This window comes from Oceaniglobus ichthyenteri, from assembly GCF_003057885.1.
In the GTDB taxonomy this organism is placed as follows: Bacteria; Pseudomonadota; Alphaproteobacteria; order Rhodobacterales; family Rhodobacteraceae; genus Oceaniglobus; species Oceaniglobus ichthyenteri.
Window position 1 is genome coordinate 37,405 of record NZ_QAGK01000005.1, and the last position, 16,689, is coordinate 54,093.

Consider the following 16,689-nt stretch of genomic DNA (forward strand, 5'->3'; position numbering starts at 1 on the left):
CACGTGCCTGTTTAGCCTCGCTGTGGTGCGGGGTCTGCTTTGGCTTGACTATACGCACGTATCGGCGCGCTGTCATCGCAAATGTGTTTGCATTGTGTCTGGCGTTCCGGGGGCCAGCCCCCGGACCCCCGGGATATTTACCGAAACAGAAATGAGTATGTCAGGTAGGGCGGCGCAGGATGGTGATGAAGAAACCATCGAGATGGCCCAGATCGGGCCAGTATTCCGGGGTGATGCGGATGCCTTCGGGCGTGTGCCACTCAGGCGGAATGGCCGGATGACTGATGGGTTCGATCGTGAGGGTCGGGTGACGTTCGAGCGTGTCGCGCACCTGCTCTTCGCCTTCGTCGATAAGCAGCGAGCAGGTGCAATAGATCAGCCTGCCACCGGGTTTCAGAAGAGCCAGCGCGGCGTCGATCATTTGTTCTTGCAGCAAAAACAGATCGGGAAAATTGCTGCCATCCTTGGCATAGGGCAGATCGGGGTGGCGGCGCAGGGTGCCTGTGGCCGAACAGGGCGCATCGAGCAGGATCGCATCGAAGGGTGTTTCGGAAGTGAAGGCCAGCGCGTCGGCGACGATTGTGTCTGCCGTTAGCTGTGTCCGGGTCAGATTGGCGCGCAGTCGGGCCATGCGGGTTTCGGAGCTGTCAATGGCAGTGACCGTAGCCCCGGTGGCGGCCAGCTGCATGGTTTTGCCGCCCGGCGCGGCGCACATGTCCAGCACCCGTTCGCCGGGCTGCGCATTCAGGATTTGCGCGGGCAAGGCGGCCGCGGCATCCTGCACCCACCAATCGCCGGTGTCGTATCCGGGCAGGGCAGACACCTGGCCCGGGTTGGTCAGCCGCACCGATCCGGTGGGTAGCAAGGTTCCGCCCAGCCGTTCAGCCAACGCGGCACCATCGCCACCCCGCGCCGTCAGATCAAGCGGCGCGCCTTTGGCAAAGGCACGTTCCATTTCGGCGATCCGCGCCTTGCCGAAATCAGCAATCAGCGGTTTGCGCAACCATTTCGGCAGCTGTGGCATTGGCAAGGCATCCCACCCGCCTTTGCGGATCACGTTGCGCAATACGGCATTGGTCAGCCCTGCCTGATGTGCAGTGTCGGGCAGGCTGCGCACCGATTCAACTGCGGCGTTGACTGCGCCGTGTTCTGCCGCGCCTTCGACGTAGATTTCATAAAGCGCCAAGCGCATCGCGTTATGGGTGCGCGGCCAGGGTTTCATCCGCAAAAACGGCCCCAGGGCGCGGTCGGCGCGGTCGGCCCAGCGCAGGGTGCCGGTGGCCAGACGTTGCGCGCGCGCACGATCCGCAGGGGCCAAGGGCGCCATCACCTTGGGCAGCAATTCGGACAGCAGCGCGCCCTCTTCGGTCACACCCATCAGCAGGGTCAGCGCCGCACGGCGGGGGGCATCGACAGGCTGCGCCATGGCGATTATCCTTTTGCAAGACTTGAGACAAACTTGGCGCGACGTATATCATGCAGAACGCAGGAACAAGCGGCCCGCACCGAAAGGACACCCAATGACCGAAGAAACCAGAGATCTGCCCCCCGCAGCACAGCGCGCACTGGCCGAGGCGCAAGAGCGCCGCGCCAAGGCGAAAGTGGTGGAATTGCCCGTGGAATTGGGCGGGCGCGATGGCCCCGAGCCGGTGCGTTATGGCGATTGGGAGAAAAAAGGCATCGCGATCGATTTCTGATCGCACCCTTTGCCAACTGTGGCTTAGCGCAGGCGCAAATCGGCAGATTCGCCTGCGCCCTGATCAGAGGTAAACCGGATTGTGCCACCACCCACCTGAACCAATTGGCAATTGGTGGGCAATGTCGTGGCGCCATAGGTTAGATCACGGCAGAAATAATTGCCTTTCCAGGTCCACGCGCCGGTCACCGGCTGACCGAACGCCCGGCCTTTGATTGAACCGCCTGGCGACACCGACAGGCGGATGCCGAAGCGGCTTAGCTCTCGTCCGCTGACCAGGTTCACGAATTGGGATTTGCTGGTGACGGTTTGAAGTGTTTCGGCCATTGCAGGTGCCCCAAACGTTGCCGATACGGCAAAAATCAGGGTTAAGAAGGTTCGAACAATCATTGGCATTCTCCCGCGGTTCTTCGCCTTGCACGGGAATAATACGGCCAATTCCGGGCTTCAGATCACTTCAGACCCAGAACATCCAACATATCATAGGCACCGGGGTTTTTTCCCTTGGTCCAAAGCGCCGCCTTCAGCGCGCCGCGCGCAAACAGGGACCGGTCGGTGGCCTTGTGCGACAGGATGATCTGTTCACCCTCAGCCGCGAACATCACATCATGTTCGCCGATAATATCACCGCCGCGAATGGCACTGAACCCGATGTCACCCGGTGTGCGCGCACCGGTTATGCCATCGCGGCCCCGATCCGCCACATCGGGCAGGGCAACGCCGCGCCCCTCAGCCGCCGCTTCGCCCAGCATCAGCGCGGTGCCGGATGGCGCGTCAACCTTGTGACGGTGATGATATTCGATCACCTCGATATCGTATGAGGGATCAAGCGCGGCGGCGACCTGTTTTACCAGTTGGGTCAACAGGTTGACGCCCAGGCTCATGTTGCCCGCGCGCACGATCACGGTGTTTTGTGACGCTTTGTCGATGGCGGCGATGTCTTCATCGCTGAATCCGGTGGTGCCGATCACATGGGCAATGCCTGACTCACCTGCCGCGCGGGCAAAGGCAACCGTGGCGGCAGGCGCGGTGAAATCAATCACCACATCGCCGCGCGCAAAGGCGGCGGTTGGATCGTCTTCGACCGGGATGCCAGATTCGACGCCCCCCATGGCCAGGCCGAGATCCTGACCGATCCAGGGGTGGCCCGACCGTTCCAACGCGCCGGCCAGATACATCGCATCGCTGTCGGTTACCATGCGCGCCAACATCTGGCCCATGCGCCCTGATACGCCTGTGATCACGATTCCCGGTGTCTGTGCCATATTATCCCCCATGCGCGACATTGCGCCTTGGTCTAGCGCGCCAAACGGACAACGCAAACCCCTTGTTGCACCGGGCGGCGTTCATGCCTAAATCGGGGGTATGGCAAAGAACCGTTTTTCAAGTGGCGCAGGCCCGTCGCAACGTCAGCTTCGTGTGGGGGAATTGATCCGCCGCACCCTGTCTGATCTGTTGATGCAGGGCGCGATCCATGACCCCGATCTGAACCGCATGTCGATCACCGTATCCGAGGTACGGGTGTCGCCCGATTTGCGCATCGCCACCGTGTTTGTCCTGCCTTTGGGCGGGAAGGACAAGGAAGGCGCGATCAAGGCATTGGCGCGCAACACCTATGAATTGCGCCGGGGCCTGAACAAGGAAATGACCTTGAAACATTCGCCCGAGCTGCGGTTCCTGATCGACGATACGTTTGATCGCATGGATGCCACGCGCGAATTGTTGGCCCGCGAAGAGGTGCGCCGCGATCTGGACACGCCCGATTCAGACGAGAGCGAATGATGTGGCGGCTGCTGGCACTGATTGTGCTGTGGCCGATACCGGCACAGGCAGATCCGGCCTGTGGGCGTGTCGAATTCGACGGGACGCCGTTCACCACCTGCCGAATCACCCTGGCCGATGATCCGCTGCGCTTGTGGCTGCGCGATGAAACCGGCGCGCCCTATGGCAGTTTTCGCCAGATCAACCGTGCCTTGGCCGATCAGGGCCTAACCCTTGGCGTGGCGATGAATGGCGGCATGTATCACGCAGATCGCGCGCCGGTCGGCCTCTATATCGAAAACGGTAAGGAAGAAATGCGCGTGATCACCAGCGAAGGGCCGGGCAACTTTGGCCTTTTGCCCAACGGGGTATTCTGCGCCATGGGCAACCGCGCCGCAGTGGTGGAAAGCCGCAGTTTTGCCGAAAAACCCGAACCGTGCGAATTTGCCACCCAATCGGGGCCAATGTTGGTGATTGACGGCGAATTGCACCCAAGGTTTCTGGAAGACGGCACATCGAAATACATCCGCAACGGTGTGGGCGTGTCAGAAAATGGGCACGAGGTGGTGTTTGCCATTTCCGACCGACCGGTGAATTTTCATCAATTTGGGCGGCTGTTTCGTGACGAATTGCAAACCCCCAATGCGCTGTTTCTTGATGGCAATATTTCGCGGCTTCACGCGCCTTCGTTAAACCGATCCGATGGCGGGTTTCCCATGGGGCCGATTCTGGGCACCGTGCGCCCGCTTGATTGACCCGGGCCGCGCCGGCAGATAACCGGGCGCACACATATTTCATAGGAGCAGACAATGGGCCGACGCAAAGGGCGTGACATATCCGGCTGGGTGATCATCGACAAACCTGCCGGCCTCACCTCAACCGCCGTGGTGAACAAGGTGCGCTGGGCCTTTGATGCCAAAAAGGCCGGTCATGCCGGCACGCTTGACCCCGAAGCAACCGGCGTTTTGGCCATTGCTTTGGGTGAGGCGACAAAAACCGTGCCCTATATCACCGACGCGATGAAAGCATACCGGTTCACCGTGCGTTTGGGCCAGGCCACCAATACCGACGACGCCGAAGGAGAGGTGATTGAAACCTCCGATCTGCGCCCCACCGATGATGATATTCGTCAGGCGCTGTTGCCCCTGACCGGCGATATCATGCAGGTGCCGCCACAATTTTCGGCGGTGAAAATTGACGGCGAACGCGCCTATAAACGCGCCCGTGACGGTGAAACCATGGAAATCGCCGCGCGGCCCCTGTTCGTGGAAGAATTGAACATGGTGTCGCGCCCAGACCCCGACCATGTTGAATTGGAAATGGTCTGTGGCAAGGGCGGCTATGTCCGCTCGATCGCGCGGGATCTGGGCGCGGCGCTGGGCTGTTTTGGCTATGTCGTATCGCTGCGCCGGGTCTGGTCAGGCCCGTTTGAGGCGGACGAGGCGATGAGCCTTGAGTTGGTCGAACAATTGGCCCGCACCCCTGCGTTGGATGAATGGCTGCGCCCGCTAGAGCAGGGTTTGGACGATCTGCCCGAGGTGCGCTGCACCCCCGAAGGGGCGGCAAAGCTGCGCAATGGCAATCCGGGCATGGTGATATCTTCAGACGCCGAATATGGCGATGAGGCTTGGGCCAGCTTTGAAGGCCGCGCCGTGGCCGTTGGCATTTACCGCGCGGGCGAATTGCACCCCAACCGGGTGTTCGTGCCGTGATCACCCGGCAGCATCTAAAGGGCGATGCCGCCAGCATCGCCACCTATTCCGATTGCGAATTCTACCGCTACGATCTGACCCGCACCTGGGATGACACCGGGCGCAGGATCGCCTTTGTCATGCTAAACCCCTCCACCGCGACCGAGGTGCAAAATGACCCGACGGTGGAACGTTGCGAACGCCGCGCCCGCGCACTGGGCTATGGGGCGTTCAGCGTCACCAACATTTTCGCCTGGCGCGATACTGACCCAAAGAAAATGCGCGCCGCCCCCGATCCGGTTGGCCCGGCCAATGATGCGGCGATTCTGGCGGCGGCAGATTGGGCCGAAACGGTGCTCTGCGCCTGGGGCACCCATGGCGCGCATTTGGGCCGGGGCGCACAGGTTGAAACCCTGCTGCGCGCCACCGGCAAACCCCTGTCGCATCTGGGGCTGTCCAAGGCAGGGCATCCGAAACATCCGCTGTATATCGGATATGCCGAACAGCCCCGCCTTTGGGTCTAAAGCGTGCCGCGCTTAATCTGATTCAGACATTTACCTGTCCGAGCGAGGCAGTGCTTGCAACGCAAGCGCGTTCACTCGGATAGGTGAATTCATGTGAGCGCGACAGGCTCTAAACTCCAGCGTCGATGATCGCCTGTGCCAGTACCGGAATGGTTTTGGCGTTCAACCCGGCAATGTTGATCCGACTGTCGCCAATCATGTAAATCCCGTTATCGACGCGCATCTTTTCCACCTGTTCGGGCGTCGCCCCCAGCCGCGAAAACATGCCGCGATGATCGGCGATAAAATCAAACCGGTCCGAATTTGACCGCTTGCGCAACTCATCCGCCAACTGCTTGCGCAGCTCCAACATGCCCAGGCGCACCGCCTCCAGTTCGGCCATCCAATCGGCCTTAAGCTCCGGATCGGTCAAAATCATGGTGACAACCCGCGCCCCGTGATCGGGCGGAAAACTGTAATTCTGCCGGTTGAGATAAGCCAGGGTGCCTTGTGTCACGGTCTTCATCCCCGCCTCGGGGGCGATGGCCATGACCATTCCGGTGCGTTCGCGGTAAATGCCAAAGTTTTTCGAACAACTCGCGGCAATCAACATCTGCGGCGCATTGGCGGCCATCAACCGTGTGCCGGCGGCATCGGCCTCCAGCCCGTCACCAAACCCCTGATAGGCAATATCAATAAACGGCACAGCGCCCTTGGCGTTCAAATGGTCCGACACCGCCTGCCACTGCTCAAGCGTGAGATTGGCACCGGTGGGGTTGTGGCAACAGCCGTGCAACAACACCACGTCGCCTGATTTGATCTGATCCAGATCGGCCATCATCCCGGCAAAATCAACGCCGCGCGTGGCCGCGTCAAAATACCGATACTCGGCCATCGACATGCCCAGATATTTAATGATCGACGGATGGTTGGGCCAGGTCGGGGCCGACAGCCAAACCGTGGCGCCGGGGGACGCCATCTTGATCAGCTCCAAAGCCTGGCGAATCGCCCCGGTGCCCCCCGGCGTCGCGGCACACGACACCCGATCGCCCGGCACAGCATCGCCCAGGATCATATCGCGCAACGCGTCAGTATAGGCCGGATCACCCAGCAGTCCGGTATAGGCCTTGCTGTCCTGCTCGGCCACCAACCGACGCTCGGCCTCTTTGACGGCGCGCATCACCGGGGTCTTGCCACTGGCATCCTTGTAAACACCAATGCCCAAATCAATCTTGTCGGCGCGCGGATCAGCGCGATAGGCCTGCCCAAGCGCCAGGATCTTATCGGCAGGTTGCGGTTTCAAATTCTCTAACATTATGCGTCTCCGGTCGCGACCTTCAGGTCGTTATACATGCCCCATTCGGCCCAGGATCCGTCATACAGACCGTGATCCCGATGCCCCAAAATCTCTAACCCCAATGACAGGATCGCCGCCGTCACCCCCGATCCACAGGTGGTGATCACAGGCCGGTTCAAATCAATCCCCGCCTCGGTAAAGACCCGGCGCAAATCATCGGGGCCTTTCATCGTGCCATCACCATTCAGCAACGATTTATAAGGAACGTTCCGCGATCCCGGAATATGCCCCGCGCGCAACCCTTCGCGCGGCTCAGGTGCGGTTCCGGCAAACCGCTCGGCGCCACGCGCATCGACAATCTGATGATCGCCCAATTTGGCCGCCGCCGCCACCTGGGTCACATCGCGCACCAGATGGTTCTGGCGCGCCACGGTGATATGACGGTCACGCATGATCGGCGGCATATCCTCTTCCGGGCGCCCCTCGGCCTGCCACTTGGCAAACCCACCGTCCAACACGGCAACATCCGTCTTGCCCATCAACCGAAACAGCCACCAGATACGTGCCGCTGAAAACATGCCAATGCCGTCATAGACAACCACCTGATGGCCATCCCCCACCCCCATTCCGCGCATCCGACTGATGAATTTCTCGGGTGGCGGTGCCATATGGGGCAAATCCGACCGACTGTCTGACACATCGTCCAGCGCCAGAAACCGCGCCCCGGGAATATGCGCCGCATCGTATTCGGCGCGCGGATCACGTCCCATGTCCGGCAGATACCAACTGCAATCCAAAATCCGTAAATCAGGGTCTTTCAGATGATCGCCCAACCACTGGGTCGATACCAAAGTCGTCGGATCGTCATAGGCCATACTGCGCACCCCAAAGGCTGTGAAATACCGCAATCTGCCTACTCCCGACACGCCCCCATGACAAGGGCGCGCCGCTGCAAACGAAAACCGCGCTTGGGTTTTTTCTTGCTATAAATATCCAAAACCCGTCAGCGCAGCAAATCGCGCCAGCAAAAATTTGCAAACACCCTGAACCACAGCCACCAAACAAAAATATCGTGGCGCGGCAGCGCCTCCGTTTGGTCAGGCGTCAGCCGCTATGGCGCAACAGCCGGGCTTTTTGGCGGTTCCAATCGGCCTTGGCCGCATCGGCGCGCTTGTCGTGGTTCTGCTTGCCCTTGGCGACGCCAAGTTTCATTTTCACCAGGCCCTTGTGATTGAAATACATCACCAGTGGCACGATGGTCATGCCCTTGCGCTGGGTGTCGTTCCACATCCGCGACAGTTCTTTGTTCTTGGCCAACAGTTTGCGCCGCCGCCGGTCTTCATGGCCCCAGGTTTTCGCCGGCAGATAGGGCGCGATATAGCTGTTGACCAGCCACAGCTCGCCATCTTTCACCTCGGCATAGCTTTCGGCGATATTGGCGCTGTTCACGCGCAGGGATTTCACTTCGGACCCCTGCAGGATGATCCCCACTTCGATATCGTATTCGATGGCATAATCATGCCGCGCCCGCCGGTTTTCGGCGATGACTTTGTAATTTGTTTTTTCTTTATCTTTGGCCATGGCATTCAAATAGCGGTCAAACCGCGCTTCTTCAACACATCAAACGAAAAGGGCCACCGGATATCGGTGGCCCTTCGAATGTTACAGAGATGGGTCCGGTTAGGATGACCCAATCATGGATGTTCTACCCTCAGGATTGCCCTTGGGCGACGGCCCCCATGACTGTTCCGACCACAAACTCCTGGTTCATTCTAGACACTAGACCACCTCCTTTCAAAAATTGCCGATAAGGCGAAGGTGGCACAGATCCGGGGTAAGTCAAATCTTTTTACACGGCCCGTGGCGTCAACCACGCCACGATCATCCGGAATGGCACCAAAGCAATCAGTGCCAGCGCCAGTTTCACGCCCCAATCGGCCACGGCCAGACTGACCCACAATGGGGCCGTCGGCCCAAGCCCCAACAGCGGCACCGCCGAACCGGCCCAAGATACATCGTTGCCCGGCTCGATAAAAATCAGTGTGGCCGAAAACGCGATGCTGAAAAACAGCGCCGTATCCAACGCCGATCCCACCAGCGACGACGCCAGCGGCGCGCGCCACCATCGCCCCGCGCGCAACCGGTTGAACACCGCGATATCCACCAGTTGTGCCGTCAAGAACGCAACGCCCGATGCCAGTGCAATGCGCCATGTCACCAAGGGGCCGAATTCGCCGATGATCTGTGTGCCGACCACCGAACAGACCACGCCGGTCAAAAACCCGGCAAACACCACCCGGCGCGCGGTTGCCGCGCCGTACACCCGGTTCATCACATCGGTGATCAAAAATGCCAACGGGTATGTAAACGCCCCAAGCGTCAGCCATTCGCCCCACAGGAATTGCACAAGGATATTGCTGGCCAACACGATGGCGGCCATGGCAAGAATGCCGGGAAGAATGCGTGTCATAAGGTTGTTCCGTTTTGACAAGGGGTTCGGACACTTGGCCGTCCCACGGGGCGACATCGCCATTTACCGCCCCAACAGCATATGCGCAAGCTATTCGCCCACCCGGTATTCCACGAACTGGGTGTTCTGAAATATGCTGAAATTATCGTCTTCGATCATTGTCAGCCTGATATGTCCCGCCCCGTCGCGCCACACCGACAGCCCCTCAAGGTTGCCGTGGCGCAGGTTTGGCGTGACCAACAGCTGTTCTTCGCCAATCGTGCCTTTCGGTCCCAGGGAAAACCGGCGCACCCTGCTTGAAAAGCCTAAAAGCCCGCTGAATTGCCGCTCCAACAGGTACAATTTGCCATCGGGGCCAAAATCCGCGCCCACGGGCAAATATTCGCCCCTGCGCGGCAGAACATAGGGAATCGACCATGCGCCATTCTCGAACCGATACAGCGGAAAGGGTTGGCTTAACTGCCCTGACCGTTCCGGCAGGGTGTAAAGCGCGCCTTGGGCATCAATTGCCAATGCCTCAAGGCCCGAATTGCCTTGCAAGTTTGCAAAATCCGGATGGGGCGGGATGTTTTGCGCTGTTGCATCAACACCGGCATAGCGCCACACCCGGTGCACGCCCTCAAACGACACGTACAACGTGCCATCCGCCGCCTGCGCCAAGCCTTCGGCATCCTGAAAGCTGTTCGAATCGCCCTTTAGATGGGCGGCAAGTGGCGCGCCATTCTTGGCGCGCAGCCTATGAAACCGCTGTGTTTCCACGCCCGTGATTTCGCCGTTGGTTCGGCGCAGCGTTCCCTGCGCTACATAGCCCCGGTCGGTAATTGCAACAAAGCTGTTTCCATCCGCGCCCAATTCCAGACCTGAAAAGCCACCGTGATTGGCGTTGGCTGTTTCCCAGATGAAACGCGACAAAAATTCGGCCCCGGCGGCATATGCCATCGAGGCCGAACAAAGCGTTCCCGCCAGGATCAGCGCGACAAGACGGCTTGGCACTGGTTCGGTAAATCAGCGACGCGAATGGGGCCTTTTTTCGGGGGTGCCTTATAGTTCGGGTCGGGCGGCGGTGGGTTGAGAATGTTATTCACCCAGGCCTGTGCATCGGCACATCCGTCGCCCGCGGGCTGTGGTGCCTGATCAACACAACCGCGCGCGCCGCTGGGGCATTTCAGACGCACATGGAAGTGATAGTGATGCCCATACCACGGGCGCACCTTGTTCAACCACGCCTTTGAGCCACGCTCGTCATTGCACATCTGCACTTTGGCACCGGGAAAGATGAAAATCCGCGCCACGCGGGGATCGGATGCCGCCGCCTTGACGATTTCATGATGCGCCCGGGTCCAATTGCCGTTGGTATAGGCCCCGTTCGAACGGCGCATAGAAATTGACGAAATCTTTTCTCGCTCATCGCGCGACAGATTCAACCGATTGGCAGGCAACAGCCAGATATCGGCATCCAGGCCAATTTGATGGCTGGCATGGCCGGTCAACATCGGCCCACCGCGCGGCTGGCTGATGTCACCCACATAAATCCCGTTCCAGCCGGGCTGCTGGGCGGCCTTGCGCGACAGGGTCTGCAGGTAATCGACGGTTTCAGGGTGCCCCCAATTGCGATTGCGGCTCAGGCGCATGGCCTGCCATGTCGGGCCGGTTTCGGCCAATTGCACGCCGCCCGCCAAACACCCCTTGGCATAGGAACCATAGGGGGCGGGTGCCTGATTTGATCCAAACTGTTCGGCGCCAAACATCTGTTTGGCCAAGGCGTTGCGCGTGGCGACATCGGCCTGAAACGCCGGGGTAGGAAGGGCGGTGCCGGGGCGCTCGCCCCCGCCACAGGCCGCAAGAAGGCAAAGAACTGCCAGGGCGAAAATGGGTTTCATACTGCTCGATCTCCGTCGGGTTTCACCCAGAGTAACAGAACAAGCCCCAATGCGAAAAGCCCAATCAGGGGGGAAACGCCAATCTGTTGGCTGCCACTGAAATAGGTGGCCGCGCCAATGGCCAATGGCGCCATGAAAGATGTGGCCTTGCCCGCAAGAGCGAACAGGCCGAATGCCTCGGTCATGCGGGCCGGGTTTGCCTGCCGCACCAACATCGTACGGCTGGCCGATTGCAACGCCCCGCCCGCCGCGCCAATGCCCACACCCACCGCCAGAAATGCCTGATCGGGCAGGTTCGATTCGGGCGCGACCGTGATCCACAACACGGTGAGCGGCGTGATCGTGACCACAGTGATGGCCATGACGATCAGCACCAGAATACATAACACAATTACCGGTTTGGGGCCAAACGCGCTGTCGGCCCAGCCCCCGACAAAGGCAAAAACCGCCCCCGCGACAATCGCCAGAATGCCGAACATGCCCGTGTCCACCACGCTCCACCCCATGACGCCGGCGGCATAAATGCCGCCGAACGTATAAATCCCGTTCAGCGCGTCACGATAAAACATCGACGAGGCAAGATAGGCAAACAGGCTGGGGGTTCTCGGCAAGGCGCGCAGGGTGCCTTTCAGACCCCTGAGCGCCAGCATTACTGCCCCCGGGGGCGCGGGGGGGCGGCGCGGTTCGCGCACCCATAAAAAGAACGGGATCATGAAGACCGCAAACCAGATTGCCGTCAGCGGGCCGACAAACCGCGTGCCTTCGCGCGCGTCCGGGTCCAACCCAAAGGGCGGCGTAAACCCGGCAAAGGTTTTGCCCGTCGCCCCACTTTCGGCAAAAAACACCAACATGATCACCAAAGTGACCAGCCCGCCAACATATCCAAAGGCCCAGCCATTGCCCGAAATCCGGCCCAGCCGTTCCTTCGGGCCAAGTTCGGGCAGGATCGAATTGGTGAAAATCGTTGCAAACTCCATCCCGATCAGACCAACCGCGAAAAACATCATGGTGGTGATCAGGTTGAAATCATCCGGCGCGGCAAACCAAAGCCCGCCCGCCCCCACCACGTAAAACCCTGAAAACACCCAGATCCAAGGCAACCGCCGCCCCGATGTATCGGCCAACGCGCCCAGAACCGGGGCCATTAGGGCAATCAGAATGCCTGCCGCGCCAATGCCAAACCCCCAGGCCGATTGCGCCGCCGTGCCATCGCCCAGAATTTCATTGATATAGGGGCCAAAGATGAACGTCAGCAACAGCGTGTTATAAGGCTGTGAAGCCCAGTCGAAAAAGAACCAGCCCCATATCTTTTTGCGGTTTGAAATATCGGCCATTCATGCCCCCCGGATTCATGCGGATAAAACCCGCATCGCAGGGGTGAAGCAATGGCAAAGGTTGCCTTGGGTCAGGTCAGGGGCGGCCAGGGGCGCTGTGCCTCGGCCATGGTCCAGGCGGCAACCCAATCGGGCAAGGGCGGGCTGACCGGATCAACGCCCAAAGCGGCGGCGGCCTCGGCCATGGGAACAAGGCCCTGTTGCCCCGTCACCGCCGTGCGAAACAAGGCGTTGCTGGTGCAATCACCGTTGCGCCACATGGATTGCTCCATATACAGGAACCGCGCATCCCAGCCCAGAATGCGGGTGCGCATTTCAAACCGGTGAAACATCCGCACCCTGCGACGATAGCGCACGGAACTGCCCGCCACCGTGCCCGCCCAGCGTTCGGCGCGCATCACCTTGATTGCGCCGGTCCGTTGAAACAGCGCAAAGCGGCCCAGATCATACAGGGTCAGAGTGCGGCCATTGTTCATTTCCCGCCAGACATCAATGTCTTGCGGCCAACAGATGTGGTGCGACACATGGGTTTCAAACAAACCCAGGGGCGGCGCGTTGCGATGAACCAACAGCTCTTTGGCCAGGCGGATGACGGGATACATCAGGGCTCCTTTTGCGGTGGTTTCGGGCCGGGTGACGCAAACGTCAAGGCGCGACGTGGCGGCACATGCTTGCCCCCGGCGTGCCGGATGGCTAGGTGTTTGGCAACTGAAACCAGGCGGGTGGCCCATGACTTCGATTTTTCAAATCCTGATGCTGATCCTTGATGTGGTGTGGTTTATCATGATCGCGCATATCATCATGTCATGGCTGATCAACTTTCAGGTGCTCAACCTCGGGCAACCTCTTGTCGCGCAAATCTGGTATGGGCTGAACCGGTTGCTTGAGCCGATTTACGGCCCGATCCGGCGGGTTTTGCCGGACATGGGGGGCCTGGATCTGGCGCCCTTGGTCACACTGATCGGAATTTATGCGGCGCAGATCATTCTGTCTAACAATGCGGCGGCGTTTTATTAACGCGACGATGCGAGGGGCCGGCCCCTCGCGCTCCCCGGGATATTTTTAAAACGAAAATGAACACGGGCGTGTCAAGCTGTGTTCGTTTCACAAGAAACAAGCGTAATTCATGACCCAAGCCACCGACCTTTTGTCATCCGTCTTTGGATTTCCGGCATTTCGCCCCGGTCAGGCCGAAATCGTTGACGCGGTCACGGCGGGCGAGAACACGTTGGCGATCATGCCCACGGGGGGTGGAAAATCACTGTGTTTTCAACTGCCTGCCCTGTGCCGGGACGGGGTGACGGTGGTGATTTCACCACTGATCGCGCTGATGCGTGATCAGGTGCGGGGATTGCGCGAAGCAGGGGTTATGGCGGGGGCGCTGACCTCGGGCAATACCGAGGAAGAAACCGATGAGGTGTTCGCCGCCTTGAATGCGGGCGAGATGAAGCTGTTGTATATGGCACCCGAACGGCTGGCGCTGGGCAATACGGTCGGGATGTTGCGCCGGATCGGAGTGGGGTTGATTGCCGTGGACGAAGCCCATTGTGTTTCGCAATGGGGCCATGATTTCAGGCCTGATTACCTGGCCATCGGGGATTTGCGCCGCACCCTTGATGTGCCTTTGGCCGCCTTTACCGCCACCGCCGATGAAGAAACCCGTTGCGAAATCGTGCAACGGCTGTTTGATGGGGTGGCGCCGCGCCTGTTCATGGGCGGATTTGACCGGCCCAACATTCACCTGGCCTTTGCGCCCAAGGACGGGCCGCGCAAGCAGATCCTGACCTATGCGGCGGCGCGCCGGGGGCAATCGGGCATCGTTTATTGCTCATCCCGGGCCAAAACCGCCGATCTGGCCAAGGCCCTGCGCGATGAGGGGCACAATGCCTGCCACTATCATGGAGCAATGGACCCGGCCGAGCGGCGCGAGGTTGAGCGGCGGTTTTCGCAAGAGGACGGGTTGATCGTGACCGCCACGGTGGCCTTTGGCATGGGGGTGGACAAGCCCGACATCCGCTGGGTGGCCCATGCCGACCTGCCCAAAAGCATCGAAAGTTATTATCAGGAGATCGGCCGGGCCGGACGCGACGGCGCGCCTGCGGAAACCATGACGCTGTATGGCCCCGAAGACATCCGCCTGCGCCGCACCCAGATTGACGAAGGGCTGGCCCCCAATGACCGCAAGACCGCCGATCATGGGCGGTTGAACGCGCTGTTGGGATTGGCCGAGGCATTGGGGTGTCGACGGCAGCAATTGCTGGGGTATTTTGGCGAAACCTCGGGCCCCTGTGGCAATTGCGATCTGTGCGATACCGCGCCCGATGTGTTTGACGGCACCACCGCCGTGCGCATGGCGCTTTCGGCGATCCTGCGCACTGATGAGTATTTCGGGGCCGGGCATCTGATTGACATTGTGATGGGCAATGCCACGGCCAAGGTGAAACAGCGCGGCCACGAACATCTGCCAACCTTTGGCGTTGGCAAAGAGTATTCTAAAGGTCAGTGGCAAGCGATTTTCCGGCAGATGATGGGCCGCGATCTGGTGCGCCCCGACCCCGAACGCCATGGGGCATTGCGCATGACCGAAGGCGCGCGCCCGATCCTGCGTGGTGAGGCGCAGATTGATCTGCGCCGCGATGTGATCAAGGCGGCACAATCGGCCCGCCCCGCGGTCAAGGCCATGGTCAGCGATGAAGATGCGCCGCTTTTGTCGGCGCTGAAGGCGAAACGCCGCGCCCTGGCCGAGGCACAGCGCGTACCCGCCTATGTGATTTTTGCCGATCGCACCCTTGTGGAGATGGCCGAACAGCGGCCCAAGACCCTGGATCAGATGGCGGGCATCACTGGCGTGGGCGCGAAAAAGCTGGAACGCTACGGCGCGACATTTCTGGAGGTGATCACCGGCGCCGCCCCCGCCGTCATGCACCCCACGCGGCGCAAATTGGCCGGGCGTGATGCCGGGGCGCTGTTTGATGCGTTGAACGATGTGCAATTGCGCCTGGCGCGGGGGCCAGACGGGATCGACAAACCGTTGTCATGCACGAATACAACGCTGAAATGGATCGCCGAAAAGCGGCCCGGCACCTTGGATGATCTTGGGCGGGTTCCGGGCATGGGTGCCTTGAAGGTCGAACGGTTCGGCGATGCATTTCTCGAGGTGCTTTTGACGGAATAGCGGACCCGAAGGCACGGATTTTCATAAATTATTGATAAAGGGCCGCGCGCGGGCTATCTGCCTTGGTTGCCACATTATCATCCCCCCGACCGATCACCGCGAAAGAAAAGTGAGAGCCTGAAATGTTGATTTTGCTATCCCCGGCCAAGAATTTGAATGAGGTTCAGGCCGCAGGGCGCGCAACCACCGTTCCACGATTTCTTGACCAGGCCGAGGAGCTGCACAAGGTGATGCTGACCTGGTCAGAGGACCAGATTGCGGATCTGATGAAGGTTTCCCCGAAAATCGCGCGTCTGAATGCCGAGCGTATTTCACAGTGGTCGCGCGATTCCGGGGCAGCACAGGCCGCCGCCGATATGTTTGATGGCGATGTGTATCGACATCTGGAAATGGCCACCTTGGGCGAGGATGGGCGCGCCGAGGCGGCGCTGAGACTGCGCATTTTGTCGGGGCTTTATGGGTTGTTGCGCCCCGGCGATGATATCTGCCCCTATCGGTTGGAAATGGGGCGCAAACTGCCCGGGCATCCGGCCGGGACGCTGTACAAATTCTGGGGAACGAAAATTGCCGACGCTTTGGTAAAAGACGCGGCCACACTTCAGACTGACACGATCTTGAACCTTGCATCGGATGAATATTCCAAATCCGTTGACCGGACTGCCTTGGGGGGCTTGCGCTGGGTTTCGCCCCGGTTCGAGGAAGAGCGACAGGGGCGGCGCAAAGTCATCGCGTTTTCCGCAAAACGCGCCAGGGGGGCGATGGCGCGCTGGGTTCTTGAGAACCGGCATACGGACCCACGCGAACTGGCGCAGTTTGAAATGGGCGGGTATGCGTTTGATACGGACACCTCGACGTCGGAGTGTCCGGTTTTCGTGCGGTAAC

At 60.1% G+C, this 16,689-nt stretch carries 19 protein-coding genes; 8 read left to right on the plus strand and 11 right to left on the minus strand.

Annotated features, from left to right (window positions below; translation table 11 throughout):
• Window positions 1-160: 160 nt before the first annotated feature.
• Complete coding sequence (locus tag C8265_RS08985; RefSeq protein WP_108483676.1) at window positions 161-1,426, minus strand: RsmB/NOP family class I SAM-dependent RNA methyltransferase; 1,266 nt, start codon at window positions 1,424-1,426, stop codon at window positions 161-163.
• A gap of 94 nt (window positions 1,427-1,520) precedes the next feature.
• On the opposite strand from C8265_RS08985, the gene C8265_RS08990 reads away from it, so the two are divergent.
• Window positions 1,521-1,697: a DUF1674 domain-containing protein gene (locus C8265_RS08990; RefSeq protein WP_108483677.1), complete on the plus strand. Its 177-nt coding sequence runs from the start codon at window positions 1,521-1,523 to the stop codon at window positions 1,695-1,697.
• 23 nt (window positions 1,698-1,720) lie between these two features.
• Here the strand turns inward: C8265_RS08990 and C8265_RS08995 are convergent, their stop codons facing one another.
• Both C8265_RS08995 and dapB read right to left on the minus strand, forming a co-directional pair.
• The gene (locus C8265_RS08995) at window positions 1,721-2,086 is read right to left on the minus strand and encodes a dihydrodipicolinate reductase (RefSeq protein WP_240611030.1); all 366 of its coding nucleotides are present in this window, start codon (window positions 2,084-2,086) and stop codon (window positions 1,721-1,723) included.
• 62 nt (window positions 2,087-2,148) lie between these two features.
• Window positions 2,149-2,961, minus strand: a complete 813-nt coding sequence (gene dapB / locus C8265_RS09000; RefSeq protein WP_108483896.1) for a 4-hydroxy-tetrahydrodipicolinate reductase — start codon at window positions 2,959-2,961, stop codon at window positions 2,149-2,151.
• Window positions 2,962-3,061: 100 nt separating this feature from the next.
• Between dapB and rbfA the strand changes: the two genes are divergently transcribed.
• From rbfA to C8265_RS09020, 4 genes are read left to right on the plus strand one after another with little or no spacing between them, the layout of a single operon-like run.
• Window positions 3,062-3,478: a 30S ribosome-binding factor RbfA gene (gene rbfA / locus C8265_RS09005; protein ID WP_108483679.1), complete on the plus strand. Its 417-nt coding sequence runs from the start codon at window positions 3,062-3,064 to the stop codon at window positions 3,476-3,478.
• Window positions 3,475-4,212, plus strand: a complete 738-nt coding sequence (locus C8265_RS09010; RefSeq protein ID WP_420818855.1) for a phosphodiester glycosidase family protein — start codon at window positions 3,475-3,477, stop codon at window positions 4,210-4,212. The genes rbfA and C8265_RS09010 overlap by 4 nt, the downstream gene beginning before the upstream one ends.
• Before the next feature lie 54 nt (window positions 4,213-4,266).
• Complete coding sequence (gene truB / locus C8265_RS09015; RefSeq protein ID WP_108483680.1) at window positions 4,267-5,169, plus strand: tRNA pseudouridine(55) synthase TruB; 903 nt, start codon at window positions 4,267-4,269, stop codon at window positions 5,167-5,169.
• Window positions 5,166-5,672: a DUF1643 domain-containing protein gene (locus C8265_RS09020; protein WP_108483681.1), complete on the plus strand. Its 507-nt coding sequence runs from the start codon at window positions 5,166-5,168 to the stop codon at window positions 5,670-5,672. The genes truB and C8265_RS09020 overlap by 4 nt, the downstream gene beginning before the upstream one ends.
• Before the next feature lie 109 nt (window positions 5,673-5,781).
• On the opposite strand, the gene C8265_RS09025 is transcribed toward C8265_RS09020, so the two are convergent.
• The 8 genes from C8265_RS09025 to C8265_RS09060 all read right to left on the minus strand — a co-directional run bounded on the left by C8265_RS09025 (window position 5,782) and on the right by C8265_RS09060 (window position 13,234).
• The gene (locus C8265_RS09025; RefSeq protein WP_108483682.1) at window positions 5,782-6,966 is read right to left on the minus strand and encodes an amino acid aminotransferase; all 1,185 of its coding nucleotides are present in this window, start codon (window positions 6,964-6,966) and stop codon (window positions 5,782-5,784) included.
• Window positions 6,966-7,823: a 3-mercaptopyruvate sulfurtransferase gene (gene sseA / locus C8265_RS09030; protein ID WP_108483683.1), complete on the minus strand. Its 858-nt coding sequence runs from the start codon at window positions 7,821-7,823 to the stop codon at window positions 6,966-6,968. The genes C8265_RS09025 and sseA overlap by 1 nt, the downstream gene beginning before the upstream one ends.
• A gap of 229 nt (window positions 7,824-8,052) precedes the next feature.
• Entirely contained in the window at window positions 8,053-8,529 is a 477-nt protein-coding gene (gene smpB / locus C8265_RS09035; protein WP_108483684.1) for an SsrA-binding protein SmpB, read from the minus strand.
• A gap of 268 nt (window positions 8,530-8,797) precedes the next feature.
• Complete coding sequence (locus tag C8265_RS09040) at window positions 8,798-9,418, minus strand: queuosine precursor transporter (RefSeq protein ID WP_108483685.1); 621 nt, start codon at window positions 9,416-9,418, stop codon at window positions 8,798-8,800.
• A gap of 90 nt (window positions 9,419-9,508) precedes the next feature.
• On the minus strand, window positions 9,509-10,411 hold the full coding sequence (locus C8265_RS09045) for an esterase-like activity of phytase family protein (RefSeq protein WP_240611031.1): 903 nt from the start codon (window positions 10,409-10,411) through the stop codon (window positions 9,509-9,511).
• Window positions 10,387-11,298, minus strand: a complete 912-nt coding sequence (gene mepA / locus C8265_RS09050; protein WP_108483686.1) for a penicillin-insensitive murein endopeptidase — start codon at window positions 11,296-11,298, stop codon at window positions 10,387-10,389. The genes C8265_RS09045 and mepA overlap by 25 nt, the downstream gene beginning before the upstream one ends.
• The gene (locus C8265_RS09055; protein WP_108483687.1) at window positions 11,295-12,632 is read right to left on the minus strand and encodes an MFS transporter; all 1,338 of its coding nucleotides are present in this window, start codon (window positions 12,630-12,632) and stop codon (window positions 11,295-11,297) included. Before C8265_RS09055 ends, mepA begins: the two co-directional genes overlap by 4 nt.
• Window positions 12,633-12,703: 71 nt before the next feature.
• Entirely contained in the window at window positions 12,704-13,234 is a 531-nt protein-coding gene (locus tag C8265_RS09060; RefSeq protein WP_108483688.1) for a thioesterase family protein, read from the minus strand.
• Window positions 13,235-13,361: 127 nt separating this feature from the next.
• Between C8265_RS09060 and C8265_RS09065 the strand changes: the two genes are divergently transcribed.
• The 3 genes from C8265_RS09065 to C8265_RS09075 all read left to right on the plus strand — a co-directional run bounded on the left by C8265_RS09065 (window position 13,362) and on the right by C8265_RS09075 (window position 16,688).
• Window positions 13,362-13,649 (plus strand): YggT family protein, encoded by a 288-nt coding sequence (locus tag C8265_RS09065; protein WP_108483689.1) that lies wholly within the window; start codon window positions 13,362-13,364, stop codon window positions 13,647-13,649.
• A 109-nt stretch (window positions 13,650-13,758) separates the two neighbouring features.
• The gene (gene recQ / locus C8265_RS09070; protein WP_108483690.1) at window positions 13,759-15,807 is read left to right on the plus strand and encodes a DNA helicase RecQ; all 2,049 of its coding nucleotides are present in this window, start codon (window positions 13,759-13,761) and stop codon (window positions 15,805-15,807) included.
• A gap of 122 nt (window positions 15,808-15,929) precedes the next feature.
• Window positions 15,930-16,688: a YaaA family protein gene (locus C8265_RS09075; protein ID WP_108483691.1), complete on the plus strand. Its 759-nt coding sequence runs from the start codon at window positions 15,930-15,932 to the stop codon at window positions 16,686-16,688.
• The last annotated feature ends 1 nt before the right edge of the window (window position 16,689 follow it).